Source organism: Simiaoa sp., assembly GCF_051972595.1.
GTDB lineage: Bacteria > Bacillota > Clostridia > Lachnospirales > Lachnospiraceae > Acetatifactor > Acetatifactor hominis.
Map to the genome: position 1 here is coordinate 1 of NZ_JBOKRY010000046.1, position 23,671 is coordinate 23,671.

General features: G+C 44.2%; 22 protein-coding genes and 1 pseudogene. 4 read left to right on the plus strand and 19 right to left on the minus strand.

Features of this window, described 5'->3' with window-relative positions; all coding sequences use genetic code 11:
• Positions 1–210: 210 nt before the first annotated feature.
• The 11 genes from ACTRDR_RS12875 to ACTRDR_RS12925 form a co-directional block, all read right to left on the minus strand.
• A complete protein-coding gene (locus ACTRDR_RS12875) occupies positions 211–1,152 on the minus strand; it encodes a hypothetical protein (protein ID WP_118693146.1) in 942 nt (313 codons plus the stop codon).
• A gap of 188 nt (positions 1,153–1,340) precedes the next feature.
• Complete coding sequence (locus ACTRDR_RS12880) at positions 1,341–3,347, minus strand: 2-isopropylmalate synthase (protein ID WP_440527938.1); 2,007 nt, start codon at positions 3,345–3,347, stop codon at positions 1,341–1,343.
• Between the two features lie 450 nt (positions 3,348–3,797).
• On the minus strand, positions 3,798–4,283 hold the full coding sequence (locus ACTRDR_RS12885) for an AAA family ATPase (protein ID WP_022153626.1): 486 nt from the start codon (positions 4,281–4,283) through the stop codon (positions 3,798–3,800).
• A gap of 67 nt (positions 4,284–4,350) precedes the next feature.
• Positions 4,351–5,355, minus strand: a complete 1,005-nt coding sequence (locus ACTRDR_RS12890) for a glycosyltransferase family 4 protein (protein WP_440527940.1) — start codon at positions 5,353–5,355, stop codon at positions 4,351–4,353.
• Positions 5,356–5,367: 12 nt separating this feature from the next.
• A complete protein-coding gene (locus ACTRDR_RS12895; protein ID WP_440527942.1) occupies positions 5,368–6,015 on the minus strand; it encodes a TVP38/TMEM64 family protein in 648 nt (215 codons plus the stop codon).
• On the minus strand, positions 5,912–7,117 hold the full coding sequence (locus ACTRDR_RS12900; protein WP_440527943.1) for a glycosyltransferase family 4 protein: 1,206 nt from the start codon (positions 7,115–7,117) through the stop codon (positions 5,912–5,914). Before ACTRDR_RS12900 ends, ACTRDR_RS12895 begins: the two co-directional genes overlap by 104 nt.
• A 189-nt stretch (positions 7,118–7,306) precedes the next feature.
• Entirely contained in the window at positions 7,307–8,308 is a 1,002-nt protein-coding gene (locus ACTRDR_RS12905; RefSeq protein ID WP_176865741.1) for an ABC transporter permease, read from the minus strand.
• 2 nt (positions 8,309–8,310) lie between these two features.
• Positions 8,311–9,414: an ABC transporter permease gene (locus ACTRDR_RS12910; protein ID WP_440527945.1), complete on the minus strand. Its 1,104-nt coding sequence runs from the start codon at positions 9,412–9,414 to the stop codon at positions 8,311–8,313.
• On the minus strand, positions 9,398–10,942 hold the full coding sequence (locus ACTRDR_RS12915) for an ABC transporter ATP-binding protein (protein WP_118550681.1): 1,545 nt from the start codon (positions 10,940–10,942) through the stop codon (positions 9,398–9,400). The genes ACTRDR_RS12910 and ACTRDR_RS12915 overlap by 17 nt, the downstream gene beginning before the upstream one ends.
• Positions 10,943–11,123: 181 nt before the next feature.
• The gene (locus ACTRDR_RS12920; protein ID WP_440527946.1) at positions 11,124–12,398 is read right to left on the minus strand and encodes a BMP family ABC transporter substrate-binding protein; all 1,275 of its coding nucleotides are present in this window, start codon (positions 12,396–12,398) and stop codon (positions 11,124–11,126) included.
• A 245-nt stretch (positions 12,399–12,643) separates the two neighbouring features.
• A complete protein-coding gene (locus ACTRDR_RS12925; protein ID WP_022153634.1) occupies positions 12,644–13,222 on the minus strand; it encodes a xanthine phosphoribosyltransferase in 579 nt (192 codons plus the stop codon).
• Between the two features lie 276 nt (positions 13,223–13,498).
• Here ACTRDR_RS12925 and ACTRDR_RS12930 point away from each other — a divergent pair, with 276 nt between their 5' ends.
• The 4 genes from ACTRDR_RS12930 (at position 13,499) to ACTRDR_RS12945 (ending at position 16,917) form a co-directional block, all read left to right on the plus strand.
• A complete protein-coding gene (locus tag ACTRDR_RS12930; RefSeq protein WP_440527948.1) occupies positions 13,499–14,350 on the plus strand; it encodes an ATP-grasp domain-containing protein in 852 nt (283 codons plus the stop codon).
• An 85-nt stretch (positions 14,351–14,435) separates the two neighbouring features.
• The gene (locus tag ACTRDR_RS12935; protein ID WP_440527949.1) at positions 14,436–15,827 is read left to right on the plus strand and encodes a bifunctional folylpolyglutamate synthase/dihydrofolate synthase; all 1,392 of its coding nucleotides are present in this window, start codon (positions 14,436–14,438) and stop codon (positions 15,825–15,827) included.
• A gap of 91 nt (positions 15,828–15,918) precedes the next feature.
• On the plus strand, positions 15,919–16,440 hold the full coding sequence (locus ACTRDR_RS12940; RefSeq protein WP_440527951.1) for a hypothetical protein: 522 nt from the start codon (positions 15,919–15,921) through the stop codon (positions 16,438–16,440).
• Between the two features lie 273 nt (positions 16,441–16,713).
• On the plus strand, positions 16,714–16,917 hold the full coding sequence (locus tag ACTRDR_RS12945) for a helix-turn-helix domain-containing protein (protein WP_440527962.1): 204 nt from the start codon (positions 16,714–16,716) through the stop codon (positions 16,915–16,917).
• Between the two features lie 7 nt (positions 16,918–16,924).
• Here ACTRDR_RS12945 and ACTRDR_RS12950 read toward each other — a convergent pair whose 3' ends face one another.
• The 8 genes and pseudogenes from ACTRDR_RS12950 to ACTRDR_RS12985 form a co-directional block, all read right to left on the minus strand.
• Positions 16,925–17,935, minus strand: coding sequence for an ORF6N domain-containing protein (locus ACTRDR_RS12950; protein WP_022153638.1), 1,011 nt, complete (start codon positions 17,933–17,935; stop codon positions 16,925–16,927).
• 40 nt (positions 17,936–17,975) lie between these two features.
• Positions 17,976–18,338, minus strand: coding sequence for a helix-turn-helix domain-containing protein (locus ACTRDR_RS12955; protein WP_440527953.1), 363 nt, complete (start codon positions 18,336–18,338; stop codon positions 17,976–17,978).
• A 185-nt stretch (positions 18,339–18,523) separates the two neighbouring features.
• Entirely contained in the window at positions 18,524–18,862 is a 339-nt protein-coding gene (locus ACTRDR_RS12960) for a TfoX/Sxy family protein (protein WP_440527955.1), read from the minus strand.
• A 19-nt stretch (positions 18,863–18,881) separates the two neighbouring features.
• Positions 18,882–19,514 carry a GyrI-like domain-containing protein gene (locus ACTRDR_RS12965; RefSeq protein ID WP_440527957.1) on the minus strand — a complete coding sequence of 211 codons (633 nt, stop codon included), beginning with the start codon at positions 19,512–19,514 and terminating at the stop codon, positions 18,882–18,884.
• Positions 19,515–19,519: 5 nt separating this feature from the next.
• Positions 19,520–19,939 (minus strand): VOC family protein, encoded by a 420-nt coding sequence (locus ACTRDR_RS12970; protein WP_118550244.1) that lies wholly within the window; start codon positions 19,937–19,939, stop codon positions 19,520–19,522.
• Complete coding sequence (locus ACTRDR_RS12975; protein ID WP_440527959.1) at positions 19,936–20,853, minus strand: helix-turn-helix transcriptional regulator; 918 nt, start codon at positions 20,851–20,853, stop codon at positions 19,936–19,938. Before ACTRDR_RS12975 ends, ACTRDR_RS12970 begins: the two co-directional genes overlap by 4 nt.
• 163 nt (positions 20,854–21,016) lie before the next feature.
• Positions 21,017–21,364, minus strand: a pseudogene (locus tag ACTRDR_RS12980) (ORF6N domain-containing protein); the annotation flags it as partial.
• Positions 21,360–23,671 (minus strand): ABC transporter permease (locus ACTRDR_RS12985; protein WP_440527960.1); only part of this gene is annotated, 2,312 nt, incomplete at its 5' end. The pseudogene ACTRDR_RS12980 and the gene ACTRDR_RS12985, both read right to left, overlap by 5 nt.

Consider the following 23,671-nt stretch of genomic DNA (forward strand, 5'->3'; position numbering starts at 1 on the left):
CCGTGGGAGCTTGCTCACAGAGGTGTATCTTTCTTTTTGGATTTATACGGCGACAGCCGTACATGAAGTAGACGCAGCGCGTCTACGAATGCGCATGGCGCAGCTCCTTGGAACTTGCTCACAAAGGCGTATCTTTCTTTTTGGATTTATACGGCGACAACCGTACATCCGCAGGCACTTCAGTGTCTGCGAATGGGTATGGCCTAATTCTTATTTCTCATCTTTATTTCCAAACAGCTTCTCTGCTGCTCCGGCCGCGCCCATAATACCATTTACGGCAGGGTTCTTCAGTGCACCGGCTACCATGTTCACCTGAGTAGCGGCATCCGTCGCTGCCAGCAGGCTGTTACGATACTCTTCGTTGACTTCATGTGTGGAAGCATACTCAATATAGCTTGCCAGCATATCGAAATCTTTGTTGCTGTCATATACAATGGCTACTACCACATACAGAACCACACAGGCAATGCCCAATACAACAAACACAACATTTTTCAGTATGCCGCCCAAAGCTACAAATACCAGAGTACCGATCACACTCAGGGTTACCAGCAATTCAGATACAGCGGCATCTTTTACGGATTTTACCAGAAAAGTCCTGCCATCCTGTAACAACAGAGATACGCCGTCATAATAAGTCTCCTTGGTCATCTCGCCGTATTTTGCAAACAGATAACCCTCTAACAACAGATTGATTCTTCTGTAAGCTTTCTTAATCATACTCTGTGCAATACCGGATACAGACTTCAGTCCGGGGATCTTCTCCAGCATGGCTGCCCCGGTGAAAATACCCTGGCACAGATGATATAAAATATGAGAGAACTCTCTGGTCTGGCTCTTAAGTGCAGACAGGCTTCCACCTTGCTTCTTTACCAGTTCAATACCGGCATTTACCACATCCTCGGGCATCTCTTCACCCATCAGAGCTTTTGCTGTCATAACACGTTTTGCATACTCGGTATACCCGTCTACCCAGCTGAGGATCACTAATCCTGCAAAAAATGCTACCACTCCCAGCAGGGTCAATACGTTGATCTGTGTCATCAGTCCGATGGCTGCCACAATGACACCTGCTGCCATCACGCCGTAATAAATTCCCAGTCGCTGGTTGAATTTCTTTTGTACTGCCTTTGCTTTCTCTCTGTTATTCATTTTCTTGTCCCTCCATAAGTTGTGGTCTTATTCTATGACCACATACTACTTTAGTATAATTTTACTGTCATAAATTGTCAATATTCAGCATATTTTTATACAATGCTAAAATTATGTTATACTTTGTTTACCCGATAATCAACACTTAAAAAGCCATTCCTAAATTTAATTTGCTGAATAGACTCCTGTTATTCCGCACTCTGTTTCCGATACTGTACCGGAGTCATATCATAAGCCTTTTTGAACAGGCGATTGAAATGCTCCACATTCTCGTAACCAACGTTAGCTGCTATGGTCTCTACTGTCTGGTTGGTCTCCTTCAAGAGCATTCTTGCCTTCTTCATGCGTTCTTCCCTTACAACCTCCTGGAAGGTCATGCCGGCCTTTTCCTTAATGTATTTGGACAAATACGGTTTGGAGAGATGGAAGGTATCTACCAGCATATCCAGTGTTACATCCACGTAGTTCTTCTGGATGAAACTGATGATCTCCACGATCCGCTCCTCTCTGCCGGAAGTGATATGCTGCTCTGCTGCCAGCTTGTTCACAGCGGATACCAATGCTGCGATGGAACTCTTGATGATATCTTCATCCACGCCGACACCCCAGTAGAACTTACCGTCATGGACGATGCCTACATAGGTAGCTGCCTTAGAGTTGGAACCTCTGGAAATCGCATGCTCTTCGTAAACAGACAGTTCATAGGTAATACCGAAGTATGTCTTAATAGCATTGCTGACTGCATCGAGACGTCCGTTACCCATGGTGGTAATGGTTCTGGAAGCGCCGCCCTGCTCGATGGTCACCTCTGCCTGAATGCCGTTCTCCTGCTTGAAATGACATTCCGGAACATTGAAGATGCTGCGGGGATAAATATAATTTTCCTCGAAGATCGCGTATATCTCCTTGGGAAGTAATTCCTGATGGCGCCTGTCGGAGATACCCTTTACCAGGTAGCCGACTTCTTCCTTCATGGCTGCAGGCAGTGAGAAACCAAACTGCTGCTTCAATACGAATGCTACGCCGCCCTTACCGGATACACTGTTGATACGGATAACATCGGATTCGTACTCTCTTCCCACATCTGCAGGATCGATAGGCAGGTAAGGAATATCCCAGCGCTTGCCGGTCCTGCCTTCCTTCTGCCATGCCATACCTTTGCTGATGGCATCCTGATGGGAACCTGAAAATGCGGTAAATACCAAATCTCCCGCATAAGGAACTCTCTCATGCACCTTCATACCGGTGAAATTCTCATAAGCTTCACGGATCTCCATAATATGAGAGAAATCCAATCCGCTGTCCACACCGTGACACATCATATTAAGTGCAACGGTTACCAGATCCACATTACCGGTACGCTCGCCATTGCCGAACAAAGTACCTTCCACACGGTCTGCTCCGGCCAGTACGCCGAACTCCGCATCGCTGATACCGCAGCCTCTGTCGTTATGGGGATGTACGCTGAGTACTACATTATCGCGATATTTCAAATGTTTGTGCATATATTCTACCTGACAGGCAAATACATGGGGCATTGCCACCTGTACGGTGGTAGGCAGATTGATGATTGCCTTGCAGTCAGCAGTGGGCTTCCATACGTCAAGTACTGCATTGCAGACTTCCAATGCATAATCCACCTCAGTCTGTGAAAAACTCTCCGGGCTGTACTCAAAGGTGAAGTTACCTTCTGTCTCCTCTGCCAGATTCTTTAGCATCCGGGCACCGTCTACTGCCAGCTTCTTGATGGATTCCTTATCCTTTTTAAATACCTGTTCTCTCTGTTCTACGGAAGTAGAATTATACAGATGGATCACTGCGTGGGGCGCACCCTTGACTGCTTCGAAGGTCTTGCGGATAATATGCTCTCTCGCCTGCGTCAATACCTGAATGGTCACATCCTCCGGGATCATATCTCGTTCGATCAAAGCACGGATAAAGTTATACTCAGTATCAGAAGAAGCGGGGAAACCAACCTCGATCTCCTTGAAACCGATCTTTACCAACATCTTGAAGAATTCCAGCTTATCTTCCAGACTCATGGGATCGATCAATGCCTGGTTGCCGTCTCTTAAGTCAACGCTGCACCAGATAGGGGGCTTAGTAATACTGTCCTTCTTTACCCAGTCGTAGGTCACCTCGGGGGGCATAAAATAAGTTTTCTGATATTTTGCTGCAATGTCTGCGCTGTTCATGGGAATCCTCCTGCCATATGATTACTTTTTATTTTCAAAACCTGTTGTTTTTACTATTTTCACTTATCTGATTGCATTATCTTAACACTCATAATTTCTGTAAGCAAGATATATTCTTATCTTGTTAATTGATGTATTTTAATGTGACATTTTTGTCATATATCTATAAATTTAAGAAAAAGGTCATTTTATTCGGTGATTGTTCCGTTTTATTATTTGATTAAAATTTTCAATTGTATATATCATTTTTTGTTATATTTAAAATCATACTTTTAATTTTATAACGTTGTATAATTGATTAATTTTATTACCGTGTTTAAGATGTTTTTCATAGAAAAACAGATGTCCGCGTGAGACATCTGTTTACAATCTATTCCCTATTTATATCCTAAACGATTTCTTCGTACTGCATACTCTCGAAATCGTAACGTCCATTCGCATTCCGGACTATCAAATAATTTCCACTCTCTCAAAATACCGGATCAGGATATCTGCGCAATTTTCGATTCCCAGTTTGGTGGTATCGAGGATCATATGATAATTGTTCACATCACCCCACACTTTACCGGTATTTTCATAATAATAGTCGGCACGCTCCGCATCATTTTTCTCAAGCATTTCTTTTGCCTCATCGTGGGGAAGACTTTCCTTCTTCATGATACGTTCAATACGATCTTCCTTATCCGCGCACACATACACGTTAAATACATTCGGCTGATCCTTCAGGATCTCGGATGCACAACGTCCCAGAATAATACAGGGATGTTCCGCCAATTCCTTAATGACCTCCGCTTCCGTAGCATAGCTGTCACCATCCAGCTCATGCTCTATGTATGCCTTATCATATACCGGCACCCCCAGCTTCTCAGACAGCTCCTGTGCGATCAGACTGGCTCCTGTTCCGAATCTTCGGCTGATAGTAATTACAAGGTTCATCGTAAGCACCTCCTTTGTAAGGTACTCTCATTTTATGATAAAGACTCTGAATTTGCAAGAGGGATGTCTACAAAAGCTTCTGCTCTATCTGATACAGTTTCTCACCTGTCGCCCGCATGCTGTGTTCCTCCGCCAGTGCCCTGCCTGCCCGGATTCTGCATCTTACTTTTTCCCGCGGTTCTTCATACAAGATGTCTCGGACTGCCTGCTCGTAAGAATCCGGATTGCTGGCTTTGCGAACCTGCTCGCCGTCGGTAAGCCACCCTTCATACACCGGAATGTCTCTCACGATCACAGGAATCTCACAGGATAATGCCTCCAATACCACGATTCCTTCCGTCTCTTCATAACTGAAAAAAGCAAATGCATCCGCACCACAGTACGCATCCCGCAGGATCCCAGACGGTTGGAAACCGGCAAAGATCACATTTTCCGGCTTCTCTGCCACAGCCTTTTTGATCTCTGCCGGAATCAATGCATTGTTCCCGCCCCCAAACCATAGAAAAATAATGTCTGGCATCCTTTTTGCCATTTCCAGAAAATCCTCGATCCCTTTTCTGTGAATCAGATGCCCGGCGGATATCACGACCTTTTTATCCACAGGAAGATGAAAAAATATCCGGAATCGTCCACCTGCCTGCTCTGTTTTGTGGAAAAATTCAGTGTCCACACCATTGGTCAGTGCATAAATCTCCCGATGCAGATCATATTTCATTAACAATTCCCGGGAATATTCCGTTGGTGTGATAACCACATCTCCCTGTCTATAACAATGGCGGATCCATTTTTTGAATAAAGGAGCCGCCAGATTGGAACCGATAAAAGAATTCTTAAAATCTTCCATGGTGGAATGTCCGTAATAGACGACCTTTTTTCCCTGCCGTCTTGCCCGCCGTGCCACCAGCGGCGAATCAGGCAATACGGTATTGATCTGTACGATATCCGCCTCTTTCCAGACGTCCGTCACGGTCACTTTTGCTGCTCGCAGCATCTTCTCCTGATGGCGGATGGCGCTGCCGACGCCGCTTTTTGCCACCAGTGAAAGTCCGCCTTTATATATATAAATTTTCATAAGTATACTCTCCTATACCAGGTGGAAAATCACCTGGAACAGTGTCGTCAGTCCCAGACTATACAGCGCAATGGAGAAAGGCTTCCCCAGAAAGATGACTGTCACAAACTGTTTCCATGTCATATTCGTCGTTCCGGCGAGATAACAGAGAAAATCATCCGGTGCCACCGGCAGGAAGATTGCCAGTGCAAATAATTTCAAAAATCTCCCCTTCAGCTCCGTCCATGTCAGGTATTTTTCAATCATTTTTCCGGGAAACATCTTGTACAGCACCGGTCTTCCCAGACTTCTTGCTATTCCAAAAGCAATACAGGAACCCACACAGATTCCTATATAATTATAGAGAAATCCCGGCACCGCTCCAAAGAGCAGCACTCCTGCCAGACAGCTGATGCCACCCGGTATGATTGGAAACACCACCTGAACGATCTGGATCAGCACGAAGATCAGTGCACCGATCATTCCGAAACGGTTCACAAACTGCTGCATGGTCTCCACCGATTGGAAAATGCCGCTCTGATAGCCCCAGACTGCCAGTATTCCACAGAGGATCAGACTAACCCAGGATGCAATATTGACGGCTCTTTGCCAGGTGTTTTTCTCTTTCGACCTGTTTTTCTTCGATCTGTCGCTGGTATAGTTGCTCCATACTTCCCGCAAATCTTTTTTGGGAATAAATTTCTGCGGACTGCTTTGCATAACTGCACATTCCTCTGCGTTCATCGTCTTCTTTCTCCTTCCAGTTCTTCAGGTCTTTCAAGAATTCCTCTTCGGTCCGGTACTGCCAGCCGTTTTTGCCCTCTTCCACAACCGCCCGCAGACATTCATCCCTTCTGCATAATAACGGTAATCCTGCTGCCAGTGCTTCCGCATAGGTAAGCCCCTGGGTCTCACTGGTGGAAGCGCTGACGAACAGATCTCCTGCCGGATAATAAGATGCTACTTCAGCGGGTGATACCATTCCGGTAAAAATAACGCTTCCCGTCACACCCAGTTCTGCTGCCTTTTTCCGTAAAGTCTCCAAATAAGGACCGCCGCCTACAATCATCAGCATTGTGCCGCTCTCCTGAACTTTCTGCTGGTACTCCAGCAATTCTTCCACATTCTTCTCTTTTGCCAGACGACCTACATATAAAAGCACTGTGGTATTCCGGTCCATTTTATATTTTCTTCGGATTCTCTCCCGGGAATCCGTCCGGGTCTGCGCGTCATATTTACTCAGATCAATCCCCGATGGGATCACTGATACCGGACAATGAATGCCATAGTCTTTTAGTAATGTCTCTATTTTTGTGCTGGGAGCGATCATACTGTCCACCTTCTCGGAGATCTGTCGCGTCAGGAACTGTACCATATCCCTGCCCCATTTCTTGTAAGGGGAAAAATAGTGGGTATAATCTTCGTATACAGTATGGTAAGTATGCACCAGAGGGATCTTACATTCCTCTGCGATCTTTTTTGCCATGAAAAAGGTAGAAAATTCACACTGGGAATGCACAATATCCGGATTCCACTCTATAATCCCGCGATACAGTTCGCGTCCCGGGGACACCCGAAGTCTTGCTCCCGGATAAATATATCCGGCATTCACGGAACCCATATAGATCACACCCTCTTCTTCGTAGGAATGAGCTGTACGGGACAGGGTCAGGATCTTCACTTCATGTCCTCTTTGCTGTAATTCCTCCCGCAGATTGCATACCGAAGTAACAACTCCGTTGATGGCCGGCTTGTACCAGTCTGTTGTGATCAATACTTTCATCTTTTTTCTCCCTTCCGTTTATTTTCTCTGAATTGATCTCAGCATAACAGACACAGGTAAATTCCATCCGAATAAAATCAAAAGTTTTCCTAAAGTTTCTGTGAGTTTTTTCCAAAATGTGCACTAAAAAACAGCATTCTCCGGAAATTTCCGGAAAACGCCGTTTTTAATCGTCTTTCTATAAAATTATTATCTTTCTTCTCTGAAGTACGCCAGTCCCAGACTTGCGGGGGGCTGATTCTCTCTCTTGCTCCGCATACTGGTGATGACCAGTACCAGTAAGGTCACAACATAAGGGATCATCTTATACAGCTCCTGGTACTCCATATGCTCGATACCGGTGGGCAGATACAGATACAGAATATACAGACCACCGAACAGGAAAGAAGCAAATACACTGATATTCGGTCTCCAGATAGTGAAGATGACCAGTGCAATGGCAAGCCAGCCTCTGTCACCGAACGCATCGTTGGACCAGACACCGCAGGCATAATCCATTACATAGTACAGTCCGCCCAGACCTGCGATCATACATCCCACGCAGGTAGCGATGTATTTGTACCGGGATACGTTGATACCGGCTGCATCTGCGGTATTGGGGCCCTCACCGACTGCTCTTAAGTGCAGGCCTGTTCTGGTATGACTCAGGACATACGATGCCGCAAACGCAATGATCACTGCCAGATAAGCCAGGAATCCATAGGATAAAAACAGCTTGCCAAACCAGCCAAGTTTTCCTGCAAAAGGAAGGGACTTACTGAAATAACTGCTGGTAGCAGACAGTGCAATGGAAGGTACATCACTGTTTACCAGCTTGATCAGGGATCCGCCGAAGAAGTTACCGAAGCCGACACCGAAGGTGGTCATTGCCAGACCGGTCACGTTCTGGTTCGCCCGCAGGGTAACGGTCAGGAAGCAGTACAGCAGTCCCATCAGCAGGGATCCTAACAGACAGCAGAGCATCGGAATTGCAATGGCAAGAAACCCATTCATGTTCGCAGCGCCTCCTGCGGATCTCTCATAGAAGAAAGATCCGATGACACCACAGATACCTCCCACATACATAACGCCGGGGATTCCCAGATTCAGGTTACCGGATTTCTCCGTGATGATCTCACCGGTACTCCCGTATAACAGAGGAATTCCCTGTACGATTGCTCTCGGAATAAATGCAAGTAAAAATGACCACATGCTTACTGTTCCTCCTTTTCTGCTTTTTTACGGAACTGCAGTCTGTAAGTAATGAAGAACTCACAGCCGATGATAAAGAACAGGATAATACCTGTCAGAATATCGGAGTAAGAATGATTCAGTCCGAAATTGGTAGAGATCTCACTGGCACCGCGATTCATGAAAATGATCAGGAAGCTGGAGAATACCATGGTCAGAGGATTGAACTTGGACATCCAGGATACCAGTACAGCGGTAAATCCCTGTCCGCCTGCAATCGTGGTGGTCACAGTATGATTAATACCTCCTACCAACAGCAGACCTACCAATCCACACAGAGCACCGGATAACAGCATGGTGCGGATAATGACTTTTTCAACCTTGATACCCACATATTTTGCAGTATTTTCGCTCTCACCCACAACAGAGATCTCATATCCCTGCTTGCTGTAATTAAGATATACATACATGAAAATTGTGATCACTACTGCCACTACAATACTTAACAGATATTTGGAACCGAAGATCTGCGGCAGCCAGCCCACGTTGGTGTTCTGGTTGATGATACCGATCTTACCGGATCCCTTGGGAACCTCCCATACTATCGTATAAAATGCCACCAGCTGGGTAGCTATGTAGTTCATCATCAGCGTAGACAGTGTCTCATTGGTATTCCATTTCGCCTTGAAAAATGCGGGAATGAAACCCCAGATGGCTCCTGCTGCCAGGCTGGCCACGATCATGCACAGGATCACAACTGCGTTTGGAAGCTTATCTCCCAGACAGATCATGCAGGCTGCTGCTGCCAGACCGCCGATCAGCACCTGTCCCTCACCACCGATATTCCAGAATTTCATCTTAAATGCCGGAGTCAGTGCCAATGCGATCAAAAGCAGGATCGCTATATTCTGAAAAGTGACCCAGGTCTTGCGGACGGATCCGAAAGCACCCAGAACAATGGACTGATATACCTGTAAAGGATTGATTCCCGTGGTAATCGTCGTAATGATACCGCACAGGATCAGCGCCAGCAGGATTGCCAGAAATCGGATCCCCAGAGCTTTGTACCAGGGGAGCGCATCTCTTTTTACGATATGAAACAAAGGCTCTTTATTCTTTTCCTTCATGTTCTTTGCCTCCTACTCTGGTCATCAACATACCGACCTCATTTTTGTCTGTCTTTCTCGCATCCAGAATACCACTGACTTCTCCGCCGCACAATACCATGATACGGTCGGACAGCTCCATCAGCACATCCAGATCCTCACCTACGAAAATTACGGCAACGCCCTTTTTCTTCTGTTCATTGATCAGGTCATATATAGTATACGAAGAATTGATATCCAGTCCACGTACCGCATAAGCCGTTAACAATACAGTAGGTGCAGACGCAATCTCTCTTCCAACGAGAACCTTCTGTACATTACCACCGGATAATCTACGTACCGGAGTGGTGATACCCGGGGTTACAACCTCCAGATTTTCTACCACATCAGTCGCAAGCTGTTTGGAAGGCTTTCGGTTCGTAAACGGTGTATGTCCCTGTCGGAAGGAACGTAACATCATATTATCGGTCAGATCCATATTGCCTACCAGACCCATGCCGAGACGATCCTCCGGTACAAAAGAAAGAGATACGCCCATCTCTGCGATCTTCAATGGATCCTTGCCGATCAGCATTTCCTTACTTCCATCATCTTCCACGTAACTGATCGTGCCGGCTTCTGTTACCTGCAGACCTGCAATGGCTTCCAGAAGCTCCTTCTGTCCACAGCCGGAGATACCGGCGATTCCCAGGATCTCACCACTGTTGGCGGTAAAGGAGACATCCTTCAGCTTAACGATACCTTCTTCGTTACGTACAGTCAGTCCCTGTACTTCGATACGGGGCTTCGGATTCACAGGTTCCGGTCTGACAATATTCAAAGTAACCGCATGTCCCACCATCATATTGGTCATTTCCGTAACTGTGGTATCCTTTGTCAGCATGCTTCCAATATACTGACCGTTACGAAGCACAGCCACCCTGTCGGACAGAGATTCCACTTCATGCATTTTATGGGTAATGATAACAATGGCTTTACCGTCATCTCTCATTTTCCGGAGAACGTTAAAGAGCTTCTCGGTCTCCTGCGGTGTCAGTACGGCGGTAGGCTCATCCAGGATCAGGATATCCGCACCACGATACAGCACCTTTACAATCTCTACGGTCTGCTTCTGGGATACCGTCATATCATAGATTTTCTGCTTCGGGTCTACTTCAAAACCGTATTTGTCACAGATTTCCTCTATTTTCCGGGAAGCCTCCCTGATATTAAGCCTGCCTTCCAGACCCAGGATGATATTCTCGGTAGCAGAAAGTACATCGATCAGCTTAAAATGCTGATGCACCATACCGATTCCCAACCGTAACGCATCCTTGGGGGATTTGATGACCTCTTCCTTACCGTTAATAAATATCTGTCCCTCATCCGGGAAATAAATACCAGAGAGCATATTCATCAGTGTCGTCTTACCGCTGCCGTTTTCCCCAAGCAGTGATAATATCTCACCCTTATAGATATCCAGATTTACCTTATCATTGGCAATCACGGATCCAAAAGTCTTGGTAATGTTTTTCATTGAAACCGCAGCTACTTTTGTCTCTTTTTCCATCCTAGTCACCTTTCCAATTTATCCACAACCTGCAAATTTTCAAGTCTTTTAATACCTGGCATAAGCACACTGGCCGCCCCTTTTCTACCTCATCCATCCACAAAAACAAAAGATCCATAAGGTAGAAAAAGGGCGGCGCGGCGATAAACGCTGCGCCGTCCGGGCTATTTCAATAAGTCAATTAATACTGCTCATCCAACAGGTTGATTCCATCAATTCTTACATTGAAGTAAGGAGCGGAACGGAATGCAACATCGGACTCATGGAAGTATCCGTCACTTACTACCTCATGGTCGGGAGTATAATCAGGATCGGTATCGATATCAGCTTCATAGCTGTCCAGAGCCTTGCCGTCTACAGTAAAGGTGGCGATATCATATACATGAGTCTTGCCTGCGATCAGATCAGCCTTTGCAGCTTCTACTGCTTCTGCAGTACCGTCTGCTACAGCAGCACCAAGATCGCTCAGCTCTACAGAGCCGGTCTCCAGAGTACCACACCAATCGGTATCGATAGGAGTTCCATCTGCTACACATTTAATAGCATACTCAAAGTAAGGCTCCCAGTTAACTCTGGAAGATACCAGGAAGGTATTGGGGCAGGCTGCCTCAGTGCTTCCGTTGTAAGATACGTTGGGAACACCTGCGGTCTCACATGCGGTAGGAGCACCCATGGAGTCTGCGTGCTGGCTGATCAGTACACATCCGCCCTCGATCAGCTTGTTAGCTGCTTCCTTCTCAGCGGTCTCATCGTACCAGGAACCGGTAAAGGTTACATCCATGGTAACGCTGGGGCATACGGAACGAGCGCCCAGGAAGAAGGATGTATAACCGGACATAACTTCTGCATATGTATAAGCACCTACATAACCCATCTTAGCCTGATCTTCGGTAATATCACCGTTAGCAATCATCTCATTCAGCTTCATTCCTGCAACGATACCTGCAAGGTAACGGCCATCATAGATGGAAGCAAATGCATTGTGGAAGTTGTCCAGACCCTCAGTATGAGCCTTGGTTCCTGTTGCATGGCTGAACTGAACATCGGGATATTCCTTAGCAGCCTCGATGATGTAGTCCTCATGTCCAAAGCTGTCTGCGAAAATGAAATTGCAACCTGCATCAGCAAGCTCACAAGCTGCTTCATAAGCTTCCTGTCCTTCAGGAATGTTGGTCTTGGTCATGTACTCAATGCCAAGCTTCTCACAAGCTGCCTTTGCTCCGTTCAGGAAGTTCAGATCATAAGTAGAGTTCTCATCATGCAGGAAAATAAAACCTGCCTTTACACCACTGACAGTTTCGCCAGCTGCTGCTTCAGTAGTAGCTGCTGCCTCAGTAGTAGCTGCAACAGTTGCAGCATCTGTGCCGGTGGTAGCTGCGTTATTGGATCCGCATCCTGCCAGAGCAGTAACTGCGAGAGCCATAGCTGCGAGTAAACTTACGACTTTCTTTTTCATAATTCTCCTCTTTCTGCGCTGCTGCTTCGTTACAGATCCATGTAGCAGCGCGGTCACAGATCTGCAGATAAACCGGTGAGTCAACGCAAAAAGGGTGTATGACACCTTCATACGACCCCTTTATTGTACTCTCTCAACATTAGTCAGTATAAGCATTTGTCTGACTTCTTGTCAAGAGAAGTATTAAATTTTTATTAACTCGTTTGCGAATGTGATTCTGAATAGTTATCTAACTTATCTAACTCTTAAGATCGAAATGTGATCTCTCCTGTTTTGTCATCCATGCTTTCCACAATAGCGAGCGACTCTACACGGATACCCTTGGAACGGATCAGATCGCCGCCCTTCTGGAATCCCTTCTCAACAGCAATGCCGACACCCTCTACAGAAGCTCCCGCTTTATTGACAATGTCGATCAAACCCTCCAGTGCGCATCCGTTGGCCAGGAAATCATCAATGATCAGAATATGATCTTCCGGATGCAGAAATTTTTTGGAGACGATCACATCATATACTCTCTTGTGCGTAAAGGATTCGATCTTGGTGGAATATACTTCGCCGTCAATATTTACGGACTGGGACTTTTTTGCAAATACCACAGGCACATGAAAATGCTGGGCTGCCACACAGGCGATGCCGATACCGGAAGCCTCCACAGTCAGGATCTTCGTAATCTTACGGTCTGCAAACAGACGCGCCCATTCCTTTCCCATTTCATTGAACAGATCAATGTCCATCTGATGATTCAGAAAAGAATCTACTTTTAATACATTTCCTGCTTTTACTGTACCATCTTTGCGAATGCGCTCTTCGAGTAATTTCATTGTATGTCTCCTCTTTTGTTTCTTCTTAATATATTTTAATGATGTCGGGGTCAAAAGCCCCCGACTTTGATACCTACGGATTGCTTCGTGCTACGCACTACCACAATTCTACCCAATATTCGCATATCGTGGGAGTATCATCCCACTTTTAGGCTCTTATATCTCTTATTATACGCAGGATATTGCTCCTTTTTCAATAGAAGAACTATATTTCTTGCTATTTTGACAACATTTTGCTATGTTAACCATGAGAATACTGAAATCACGAGGTGTCTTATGCCTATCAGAGGATATATCATAGAAAAATATAATGCCATGACCAACGCTTATACCTGCAATCGTCTGGTACAGGAAGCTTCTGCCCTGGATATGGATCTGCAGATTGTAGGGATCCACGATACTACGGTCTCCATGCAGGGGGTTATAAATCATGGTAAAATACTGGAACCTGTGGATTTTGTCATCAACCGCTATAAATGGGGACGGGAAAAGGATGCTATAAATGCACTTGCCACCCGAAGCTATAATCCTTTAACTGCTTATAATATCTATATTAATAAATTTGAACAGGTACGAAGGCTTCATTCCGAAGCCTTTTTGATCCCGAAATATCTTTTGGGAACTTCTCTGTTGCCTTTTTCTTCTATTGTAGAACAATTGGGCCTTCCTTTTGTCGCTAAAGGACTGGAAAGCTCCATGGGAGAAGAAATTGCCTGCATCCGGGATAAGGCTTCTTATGAGGAACTCTCTCTTAACTACCCTTCCTCCAAGGAATGGCTCTTCGAAGAATTTATCTCGGAAAGCTACGGCAGAGATCTGCGATTTTACAGCATCCGCGGAGAAGCCGTTGCCTGTATGCAGCGCAGATCCCAGGGGGATTTCCGTGCAAATGTAGCTCTGGGAGCTTCGGTAGAGCCTTACCCTGTCACGTCCTACATCCGTACCATAGCCGCAGATATTTACGAGCAGACCGGACTGGATTTTCTGGGAATTGATCTGCTTTTTGGCAGAGAAAAACCTTATTTTTGCGAAATCAACGTTATGCCGGGACTGGAAGGCATTGAAAAAGCCTCCGGTATTAATGTTGCAGCAAAAGTTTTGGAAACAATACGGTCAGACTTTGCATAAGGAACTTATCTCATATTTGTACCTGCACAGTGTACGAAAATATACGATACTGTTATGTCGCTAAAATTGCAGGTTACGGAAAGGTATGCTTATTTTTATGAACAATGCTTCCGGAACACCACTGGAATTTCATAAGATCACTACGCAAAAAGAGGCGGAAGACTTCGTCTATGCTTCCTATCTGCGGGCTGCCACACATCAGGACTATGCTGCAAAGGATGCCGGAAAAAGGCATCCCGAGCTGACAAGATCTCTGCTCCGGCAGAAATCGATTGCTCCCTGTGTCGTCGTCACCGGAAGCAAGGGAAAAGGATCCGTTGCTAATATGATTTCCCGGATCCTGCAGACAAATTTATCCGTAGGACTGATGACCAGTCCTCATATTACTGATTTCAGAGAGCGCTTCCGCGTCAATGATACCATGATCAGTGAAGCCGACTTTTGCCGTCTGATGACACAGATCCGGCCGGAGATTCTGGACATTGCCTCCGCTCTGCCGGAGTCGGTATGTATCAGCCCCATGGGCATTCAGGCGGACCTGGCACTGACTTATTTTTCGGAAAAGCATACGGCTTTCAATGTATTTGAATGCGGAAAGGGTGCAAAATATGATGATGTAAACAACATTCGTCACAATTATGCCGTGATCAACCGGATTTTCTTAGAGCATACAAGAGAGCTGGGAGATACGTTAGCTGCCATTGCGGAAGATAAATCCCACGTCATCACCGGAGAGCAGAAATGCGTGTATTTTGCCGAACAGGAACCGGAAGTACTGGAGGTTCTGGTTCGCCGTGCTAAGGCTATGCAGGTTCCCTATAAAATATACGGTCGGGATTTTCAGGCAGAAAATATCCGCTATGCATGTTCCGGCATGCTATTTGATGTGGTAATCGGAGATAACATTTATCCGGATTTACAGATTCCGTTATTGGGAGAACATCAGGCAAAAAACTGTGCACTGGCTCTTGTTGTATGTATGGATGTCATGGCGGATCTTTGCCGGGAATCCGATACTCTGTATATATTTTCAGATACAATGTGCAATCAAATTCGCCGCCAGCTGTCTGCGATCCATCATCCGGGGCGGATGGAGATTCTGAGTTCGGATCCGTTTGTCCTGCTGGATGCCTGCATCAATTCCGCCAGTTGTGAAAATGTAAAAGAAGTTCTGCGGCATCTGGGGATTTCGAATTGTACTGTTATCGTGGGGATTCCGGAGGATAAGGATTATGCTGGTGTGGTCCGGTCCATGAAAGATGTAGCTGCCCGCATCATTCTCACCAGATCCGGGAATCCGCATTATCATTTTTCCCCAAAACAGCAGGAGTCATTGGCAGAAGAGGGTATTGGCACGATATGGACAGACTCCGTGAAACAGGCACTGACTCTGACAGGTTCTTGTCCGGATCCCATCGTAATCTTGGGAACGACTTCGGTAATTTCCGAAGTAGAGCGGATTTTTCGACAATCTTAACTTGCCCTCATAGAACATGGATGCTACAATGGGGGCAACTAGAAGACATATACGTAATGAATCAAAGCATTATGCAGAAAGGAGAAGTTCCATGACAGGTATTTACGGAATCGATTATTATAATAATTATAGTCTGACCGGCAATTACGGATACGGTTATTCTACCGGTGCGGTATCTTCCGCACGGCCCGAAGAGAAGGGTATGGTAGTAAATCCCGGAAAATCCGATGTGGAAAAGCCCGGCAGAAAATCTTCTCCCGCAGAATGTGAGACCTGCAAGAACCGCAAATATCAGGACGGTTCCGATGAGATGGTCTCCTTCAAATCTGCATCCCATATCTCTCCACAGGCTTCCGCTTCCAGGGTCCGCGCCCATGAGCAGGAGCATGTAACCAATGCCTACAACAAAGCTGCACAGAACAACGGTAAAGTTCTCTCCGCCACAGTGTCCCTGCGGACCGCGGTATGTCCCGAATGCGGCACTGTCTACACCGCCGGCGGTACCACCACGACTAAGATCAGCTACAGTGACGAGAGCAATCCTTATCAGCAGAACAAAAAATCCGCCGATGCTGCCGCAGTGATTGGACGGAATCTGGATCTGAGTGCATAGACCTCATTGCCCCGACTATGCATAATGTCATCCAGGGAATAAGATCATCCTCGAAGGGATCAGATTATTACTGGAATGCCGTATTACAATCACCAAAATGCCTAATAAAAAACTGAAAAAACTCCGTATATAGTTTATCAAATTATAGATGAATTTGACAGATAAAAATGTTCCATCATGAATGATAAAATTATAAAAGTTCATAGCCACCCTCAGCGGGTGGGTTGCTGCGCCTTCTTAATTATTTTTTATTAATTCCAAAACACTTCTTACCTGCACTATCGTCTTAAGATATCACAGGAGTTACTATCGAACACTAATCTTAAGATTGATGATATCGCTAATCAATGCGGTTTTAAATATGGCTCCTACTTCAACCGGCAATTTACAAAATGCCTTGGGATTTCTCCATCGGAATTTCGTAAAAATCCTACAGGGTATAGCATGTTTGAGGGCGATAAAGTTAAAAAATTATAGCTACAGGTTATATCTGTTTATCCGGCAATAAAAGCAACCTATCTATTACAGGATGAATCATTTGAACAGAATCCACTTTATTTATTGCACATAACTTTTTACCCGCGTCTTTACTGGAAGCACCACAATGATATACGGATTCTGCAGGTAACCCATAATCAAGAATGATCCATCTATCATGGCAATCCGGATTAGGTTTGATTCTAAGTGTTGGATATTGATTTATAAAGTCCTTAACCACAGCACTTGTAAGAAAACCTTTTTTCCCATGACCATTCTCTGTAAAAAGAATTACCTCAACACCGGATTGTTTTTGCGACAAAAGTTGTAATGTCTTGGTATTCATATAATCATCCACCACATAAATAGATTTTGTTGCCTGTTGATAAATGTCTATGTAGGCTACATCTGCTTCAAACTTCTGTCCCTTATAGATTACAAAATTTTTAAAATCTTTCTCTGTAATAAAATTCTCATTCATAACATCAATGCTCTTTCGAATCTCTTCCATTGATTTTTCTGTTTGTTTCTGCCGATCTACTACATCTGCCATCTGAACGGATAGTTCCGATACTTTTGCTGTAACCAGATTCATTTCCGATTGCGTGACGAACTGCCTATTTTGTCTAATATAATGACGCATCTCTTTGAATGCACGCATGATAAAAATACTCTGCTGTTCTGCCAACTCTCCTTTTAATACCGTAGCCAACATATAAATTCCCTGTTCAGTGAATACATATGGCATCTTCTTTATATGCATACCACGTTTATTTTCATTAATGTTTAAAGTCGCAAATTGCGACTTTAAAGAATCTGGAATTTCACTTTCAACTAACTGAAACATAAAATCTTCCGGAAATCTCTTAATGTTTCTTTTTACCTGTTCATTTAATCGTTTTACCTCATAGCCATATATTTTTGCTAAATCAGAATCTAGCATAACTTGCTGTCCACGAATTATGTAAATACTATTTATGATATTGTCTACTGTATTTAATCCTAATACTTCTCCCATAAACCGTCCTTTCGTGAAGTCGCAATTTGCGACTTCACAACTACATATTTTCCAGGCTTTCTATTTTCTTCAAAGCCTCCACATAAGCCATCAGTCTCTTCTTCTGCTCTTCTTTAAGGCCATGGTAGTCTTCAATCAACTGAATATCATAAGGCGTGAATCTGCTCTCAGGACTTGCCGCCGCAATCTCTTCCTCATCCTCAATTCCTTTTCCGGTAAGAAGCTGCTCCGGCGTAATCTGTAACACATTACAAATATTCATAATCTTATCTGCCGCAGGATTTGTCTTTTTCTTCTTCCATTCGCTGATGGTACTGGTCGCTATACCAACCTGTTTTGCGAACTCAACCTGTGTCATATTCCTATCTTTTAATACCTTTAATATCCTCTCGCTAATAGTCATTTTATTTATCTCCTATATTTCATTATTATAAATTTCATTATTATGAAATAATATTACACCATAATATTCATATATTCAATGTAAATATATAAAAGTTCGAAAGCACTGGGCATCCGAACTTTTTATATCTCAATCCTAATCGTTAAATTGTCATTTTATAAGTTATCACTGATAAAATTATAAATTCAATAATAAATATCAGATACTTTTTTCTTTTTAGATTTTCTCTCCGGCAATTCTTCCCACATACTCTCAACCAGTTCACACAAAAACTGCCGATCATCTACATTATCAACCAAAATCATTTCTTTAGCACCATTATAAGGCAGTTCCATCTCGGCATCTGACATCAGCCTCAATGCCATCGGGACCGGCTTCACCAAAAGTCTGTCGTCATATATTCCACCAAAAATCCTTCCACGGTAATAAAGGATGTATGCGCCCATCATTGCCCTGCTGCTGATTTCATCCAGTCCTGATAATTGTTCCATAACAAAATCCAAATACTCTTTTGTTGATGCCATATTATTTTCCTCCACACTCTTAGGCTCTCTTTATCGGATGCCTGATTACAGTCTTCAACTTCTCCGGCGCTACCTTCCGTGCATCACTCAGATAAATCTCATGGTGCATTCTCTGATCCGTTATATCAAGTGTATATCCCTGTTCTTCCATATATCTGTGCATTGCATCTACCGTAGCAGGCTCATCGTCATACGCTCCGATATGCATACACTGTACACATAAGCCCTCCTCATAGGAAAAAAACTCAACCTTAGAAAAATCCTGTTTTTTCTTTGCCGTAGCTTTCCTGACAGCCCAGTCGAAATCTTCCCTGGTCACAAAATCCGGCAAGCGAATAACAGAAATCCACTTAAAATCTTCCTTGCGCGCATAATCAATTCCGGACACGCCTTCTTGCCACCAAAATCCCTCTAATGGCGGCACGACATAATCGAAATATCCATTAATCTGATGATCTTCCTTTTTACTCATTTTTATCGTAAATGCAATTCCGTACAGAAGTCCGATAGCCTGCTTATATTCTCCATCTGCATCATTTGGATTACCGCTTCCCCTTACCGCTATATAATTCATTTTCGGGACAGTTACGATAGCCGGTGTGCCTTTCGGCATATAAAATTCTTTATATTCCTTCTTGTAGTCAAAAGCCATATCTTTTACACTCCCTCTAAGTCCTTCTCTTCATAAGGCTTATTCCAGGAACCAATCTCTATCATATTTCCTTCCGGATCAGCAATATAGCAGGTTCTCTGTCCCCAAGGTTCAAGTTCCGGTTCAAGCACAGATGTTGCACCATTTTCCACAGCCTTCTTGTATGCCTCGTCCACCTCTTCAAAAGTATCAACATATAGTGTTATTTCAAAATGACCATTCAGACCCTTGATATACTCATATCGCCGGTTTGTCATCTTCTCAAAATCGTTCCGTCCATACAGCAAAAAAAGTGTTCCGTCTTTCACAAGATAAACATTGGAAGTATTCTCTTCTTCCTTAATTTCAAATCCGAGAACATCCTTGTAAAAACGAATCATCTTTGCCATATCATCAACAAACAACCCAAAACCGTCTAATCTCATTTTCCTAATCCTCCATAGATTTTTAATATTTCCTCTGCATTCCTGCGAATAATGTCCCGCACTTCTTCGGGCTCAAGCACCTCTACTTTTGCTCCAAATGTCATAAGCCATGTCACAAGGTTATCCATATCCGTATAGTCTGCTGAAAAGAGCAGCCTTCCATCGTCCGTTTCTGTAAAGCAGTTCGGTCCAAATTCTTCAACCAGCCGCCACTTCATATTCGGTGTAAAAAGAGCTTTTACCTTTATCCCACCCGGAAATATCTTCTCATTTGACAAATCCGGCATTGGTACATCTCTACGCAGAAATCCACGGTCTGTTTCAACAACACAATCCATACGGTTCAGTTTGAACAGCCTGTAATCTTTACGTTCTAAACACCACCCCCATACATACCAGCTCGACCACTGGAAAACCAGATAATATGGTTCTACCCTTCGGTTGCTCTCTCCGGACGGAGCATAATACTTAAATCGTATGATCCGCCTGTTTTCTATTGCACTCTGGATTACCTCGATCTTTGGAGCAAGAGAACCCTTATACCATGAAGATAAGTCAATCAGCATAGAGTCTCTTCCACTGATGAACTCTGATGATCCGGTCTGGATTTTCTCCATCAGCTGACTGTAGTACCTGCTTCCGCTCACACTGTCAAGACTCCGCAAACCCGCAAGAATCATCTGCATATCTTTGGAACTCAAAATCGTCCTGTCCATACGATATCCATCCATAATACTTATACCACCACCGGTACCCTGTGCAGTTTTTATAGGAATACCTGCTTTACAAAGGTCTTCAATATCCCGATTTATTGTCCTTCGAGATACCTCAAATCTTTCTGCCAGTTCAGGAGCCGTTGTCTTTTCTTCCTGCAGTAAGATTGACAATATACCGATAAGTCTATCTATTTTCATCGTTTCTCATACTCCATACCTATCATATCTAACTCAACATGACAACTATCTGTCATGTTTATTATACCTGTGAAAAATTCTCTGTAAACAAAAAGCCTGCGAACGTCTGATTTTATTTCTAATGTTCGCAGGCTCAATCTCCTCTAGTGTGGTAAAATCAAAGTTCCTTTGATGAAGCACCACATAAGAAAACTCTTTCATCAGTAGTTCCATAATCCAACACTATAAATCGATCATGAAATATACCGCCGGTCTTTTTCATTGATATTTTTACGGATGGATACTCTTTGCAGAAATCCGTAAATTCTATATTATGAAGTTTATTATTTCCAACATTATCACTGAATAAAGTAATATTTACTCCTGTAGGAGAATTTTTAAGATGTACCAGCGTTCTTAATCCAATATAATTATCAACGACATATATTGACGACTTTGCCTGCTTATAAATGGACTCATAAACTTCATCCGCACTACTGAACTTTGCATTAAACATGAGCCACTTGCTATCCCTGATACCTTATTCTTTCTACCAGCGTTTCCTTTTTCAGATTACTGCTTAAAACACAGGAAAGCACAATTTGTAGAATACCAACCAGAAGAATCATAACAAGAATCGGGATAAGAGGAACGTGATAAACGTTCATTCCAAAAATCCCATTATGCTTCGCATAGGAAAACAGTGCATAGCCAAGGGGCAAACCGGCAGCAAGTGCGACGCAGATGGTGCCAACCGTAAAAATCAAGCCCTGTATTTGTAAGCTCAGATTCAACTGCTTATTGGTCATGCCTACCGCTTGCAGCACACCGTATTCCTGCTTCTTCGTGGTGATATTGATGATCATGGTGTTTGCCAGATTCATAAACCCAATGAGACCGACAATTGCCATGAACAGATAGCAGCCAAGCTTCATCATACGGCTTGCGTATTCTGCGGTTTGCAATTCTGCGTGATAGGTGTTCAGCTTGATATGAGAAGTATCGGAGAGCAGGTCATTCAGGCTTTGCTCTACAGATGCCACATCTTTTTTAGCACAATCCACCCACAGGTATCCATAAGATGTCCCTTTCGGATTTACAGAGCGGTATACTTCTTCCGGAATGACCAGATAAGTGTCCGCGCTTACAAAGGAGCCTGCGATTTTTCCATGATAGGTATAGGTTTCACTTCCATTCTCAAAGTCAAATACAATAGATTCACCCGGAGCATATCCATCTTGTTCCATCCACGCCGACCAGCCAAAGAAAATTTCACCATTCTTTACCGCCTGATCATAGTCCATAGAGCCAATATCCCCGTCCTGGCGCATAAAATCAAAATCCTTTTTACTCACAATATCAGCCGGAAATCTTGTTCCGTTCAGATTTACAGAGACAATCTCTCTCGTCATGACATCTGTCACTCCCGGAATGCTTTTGATTTCTTCAATCATTGAATCATTCAATGGATTATCCGTCAGAATCGTGTCCAGATTATTCTCCGGATAGGCTTCATCATAATTCTGGGAATAATCCAGCTGCAACTCAAATTGTCCATGGTTGATTGCAATCCGCGCCTCGTGCTCCGTGTCAATATTCCCAACATAATTAGAGATAATTACAAACAATACACAGGAAAGCCCCATGGTAAGAATCGTAGCAATGGTTCTTTTCGGATTGCCTGTCACATTTGCCATTGCCATGGAGAAAACGGTGACATCTTTTCTGCCTTTTCGTCTGCCCTGTTTTTGCGTTTTGGAGCCGTCAAGATACCGTGTCGCTTCGATGGGTGAAATCCGGGAAACAATTTTCATGGGTTTGCGCAGAGCCAAAACGACCGTAAGAAACGATACAAAAATGCAGATAATCATAATTGTCAGTGAAAACAGAGGCACCTGATGGTTCTTGATTCCGGACGATACCAGATTTCCCTGCTCCACCAGCCGGTTGAAGCTGACTTTTGCAATCAGGAAACCAAACAGCAGCCCCAGCGGTATCGAAGGAACCGCCAGAAGAATGCCCTCACGAAAGATCAACTGCTTCATCTGCTTTCTGGTTGCACCCAGCGCCTTGATTTTTCCGTACTCCTGAACCTTCTGGGCAATCCCGACCTGGAAGATATTATAAATGACCACAACGGAAAACAGCACGATTCCGAGGATCAGGGTTCCACAAACCACAATCATTTCATAGCTCGGCTGCAATACCCACTGCAGGTAGAGGTCATTGATGATCACGTTTTTCTGGTCAATGCCGCAGGAATCTGCGATCTCTTTTATAACAGGCGCAACATTATTCATAGATACATTTGCAGAATCGCTCAAGGTAAAATAGATATTATATTGCCTGTCACCCTCCGCAACACGCTCATTATTAAAATCCTGCGAACCGAATACAACATAGGAAGCCTCGATGGTATATTCATCCCGGTCATATAAAATCCCGCTGACAGTAAAGTCCACCGGTGCGTATTCCGACTGCATGCCGGAACGGTACTCCAATGTTACGGTGTCTCCGACTTTTACATCATGGTATCCCACTGCATCAAAGAAAGCGCGTCCTGCGGCAATTTCCTGCGCCTTTTCCGGATAGGTACCTTCCTTCAACACATATTCCTGATTATAGGGAAGCATTTTCCTGACCGTTTCATCCGCACTGACAAAGCCGCCATTTTCATTTCCTTTCAGGATACCCTCCGTACACATGATGCCGATATCAGATATCTCAGCTCTGCGTTCCACTTCTTTTAATTGCGTACCATCTGCGGCGATAAACAGACCGTAGTTGCTTCCATATGAGCCTGCCGCCTGACTTTTCTGCAAACGTATCATTCCATTTC

Bases quoted from the DNA above. Each gene is read 5' to 3' on its own strand.
- ACTRDR_RS12875 (WP_118693146.1), bottom strand. From the start codon at position 1,152: ATGAATAACAGAGAGAAAGCAAAGGCAGTACAAAAGAAATTCAACCAG.
- ACTRDR_RS12880 (WP_440527938.1), bottom strand. From the start codon at position 3,347: ATGAACAGCGCAGACATTGCAGCAAAATATCAGAAAACTTATTTTATG.
- ACTRDR_RS12885 (WP_022153626.1), bottom strand. From the start codon at position 4,283: ATGAACCTTGTAATTACTATCAGCCGAAGATTCGGAACAGGAGCCAGT.
- ACTRDR_RS12890 (WP_440527940.1), bottom strand. From the start codon at position 5,355: ATGAAAATTTATATATATAAAGGCGGACTTTCACTGGTGGCAAAAAGC.
- ACTRDR_RS12900 (WP_440527943.1), bottom strand. From the start codon at position 7,117: ATGAAAGTATTGATCACAACAGACTGGTACAAGCCGGCCATCAACGGA.
- ACTRDR_RS12905 (WP_176865741.1), bottom strand. From the start codon at position 8,308: ATGTGGTCATTTTTACTTGCATTTATTCCGAGAGCAATCGTACAGGGA.
- ACTRDR_RS12910 (WP_440527945.1), bottom strand. From the start codon at position 9,414: ATGAAGGAAAAGAATAAAGAGCCTTTGTTTCATATCGTAAAAAGAGAT.
- ACTRDR_RS12915 (WP_118550681.1), bottom strand. From the start codon at position 10,942: ATGGAAAAAGAGACAAAAGTAGCTGCGGTTTCAATGAAAAACATTACC.
- ACTRDR_RS12920 (WP_440527946.1), bottom strand. From the start codon at position 12,398: ATGAAAAAGAAAGTCGTAAGTTTACTCGCAGCTATGGCTCTCGCAGTT.
- ACTRDR_RS12925 (WP_022153634.1), bottom strand. From the start codon at position 13,222: ATGAAATTACTCGAAGAGCGCATTCGCAAAGATGGTACAGTAAAAGCA.
- ACTRDR_RS12930 (WP_440527948.1), top strand. From the start codon at position 13,499: ATGCCTATCAGAGGATATATCATAGAAAAATATAATGCCATGACCAAC.
- ACTRDR_RS12935 (WP_440527949.1), top strand. From the start codon at position 14,436: ATGCTTATTTTTATGAACAATGCTTCCGGAACACCACTGGAATTTCAT.
- ACTRDR_RS12940 (WP_440527951.1), top strand. From the start codon at position 15,919: ATGACAGGTATTTACGGAATCGATTATTATAATAATTATAGTCTGACC.
- ACTRDR_RS12950 (WP_022153638.1), bottom strand. From the start codon at position 17,935: ATGGGAGAAGTATTAGGATTAAATACAGTAGACAATATCATAAATAGT.
- ACTRDR_RS12955 (WP_440527953.1), bottom strand. From the start codon at position 18,338: ATGACTATTAGCGAGAGGATATTAAAGGTATTAAAAGATAGGAATATG.
- ACTRDR_RS12960 (WP_440527955.1), bottom strand. From the start codon at position 18,862: ATGGCATCAACAAAAGAGTATTTGGATTTTGTTATGGAACAATTATCA.
- ACTRDR_RS12965 (WP_440527957.1), bottom strand. From the start codon at position 19,514: ATGGCTTTTGACTACAAGAAGGAATATAAAGAATTTTATATGCCGAAA.
- ACTRDR_RS12970 (WP_118550244.1), bottom strand. From the start codon at position 19,939: ATGAGATTAGACGGTTTTGGGTTGTTTGTTGATGATATGGCAAAGATG.
- ACTRDR_RS12975 (WP_440527959.1), bottom strand. From the start codon at position 20,853: ATGAAAATAGATAGACTTATCGGTATATTGTCAATCTTACTGCAGGAA.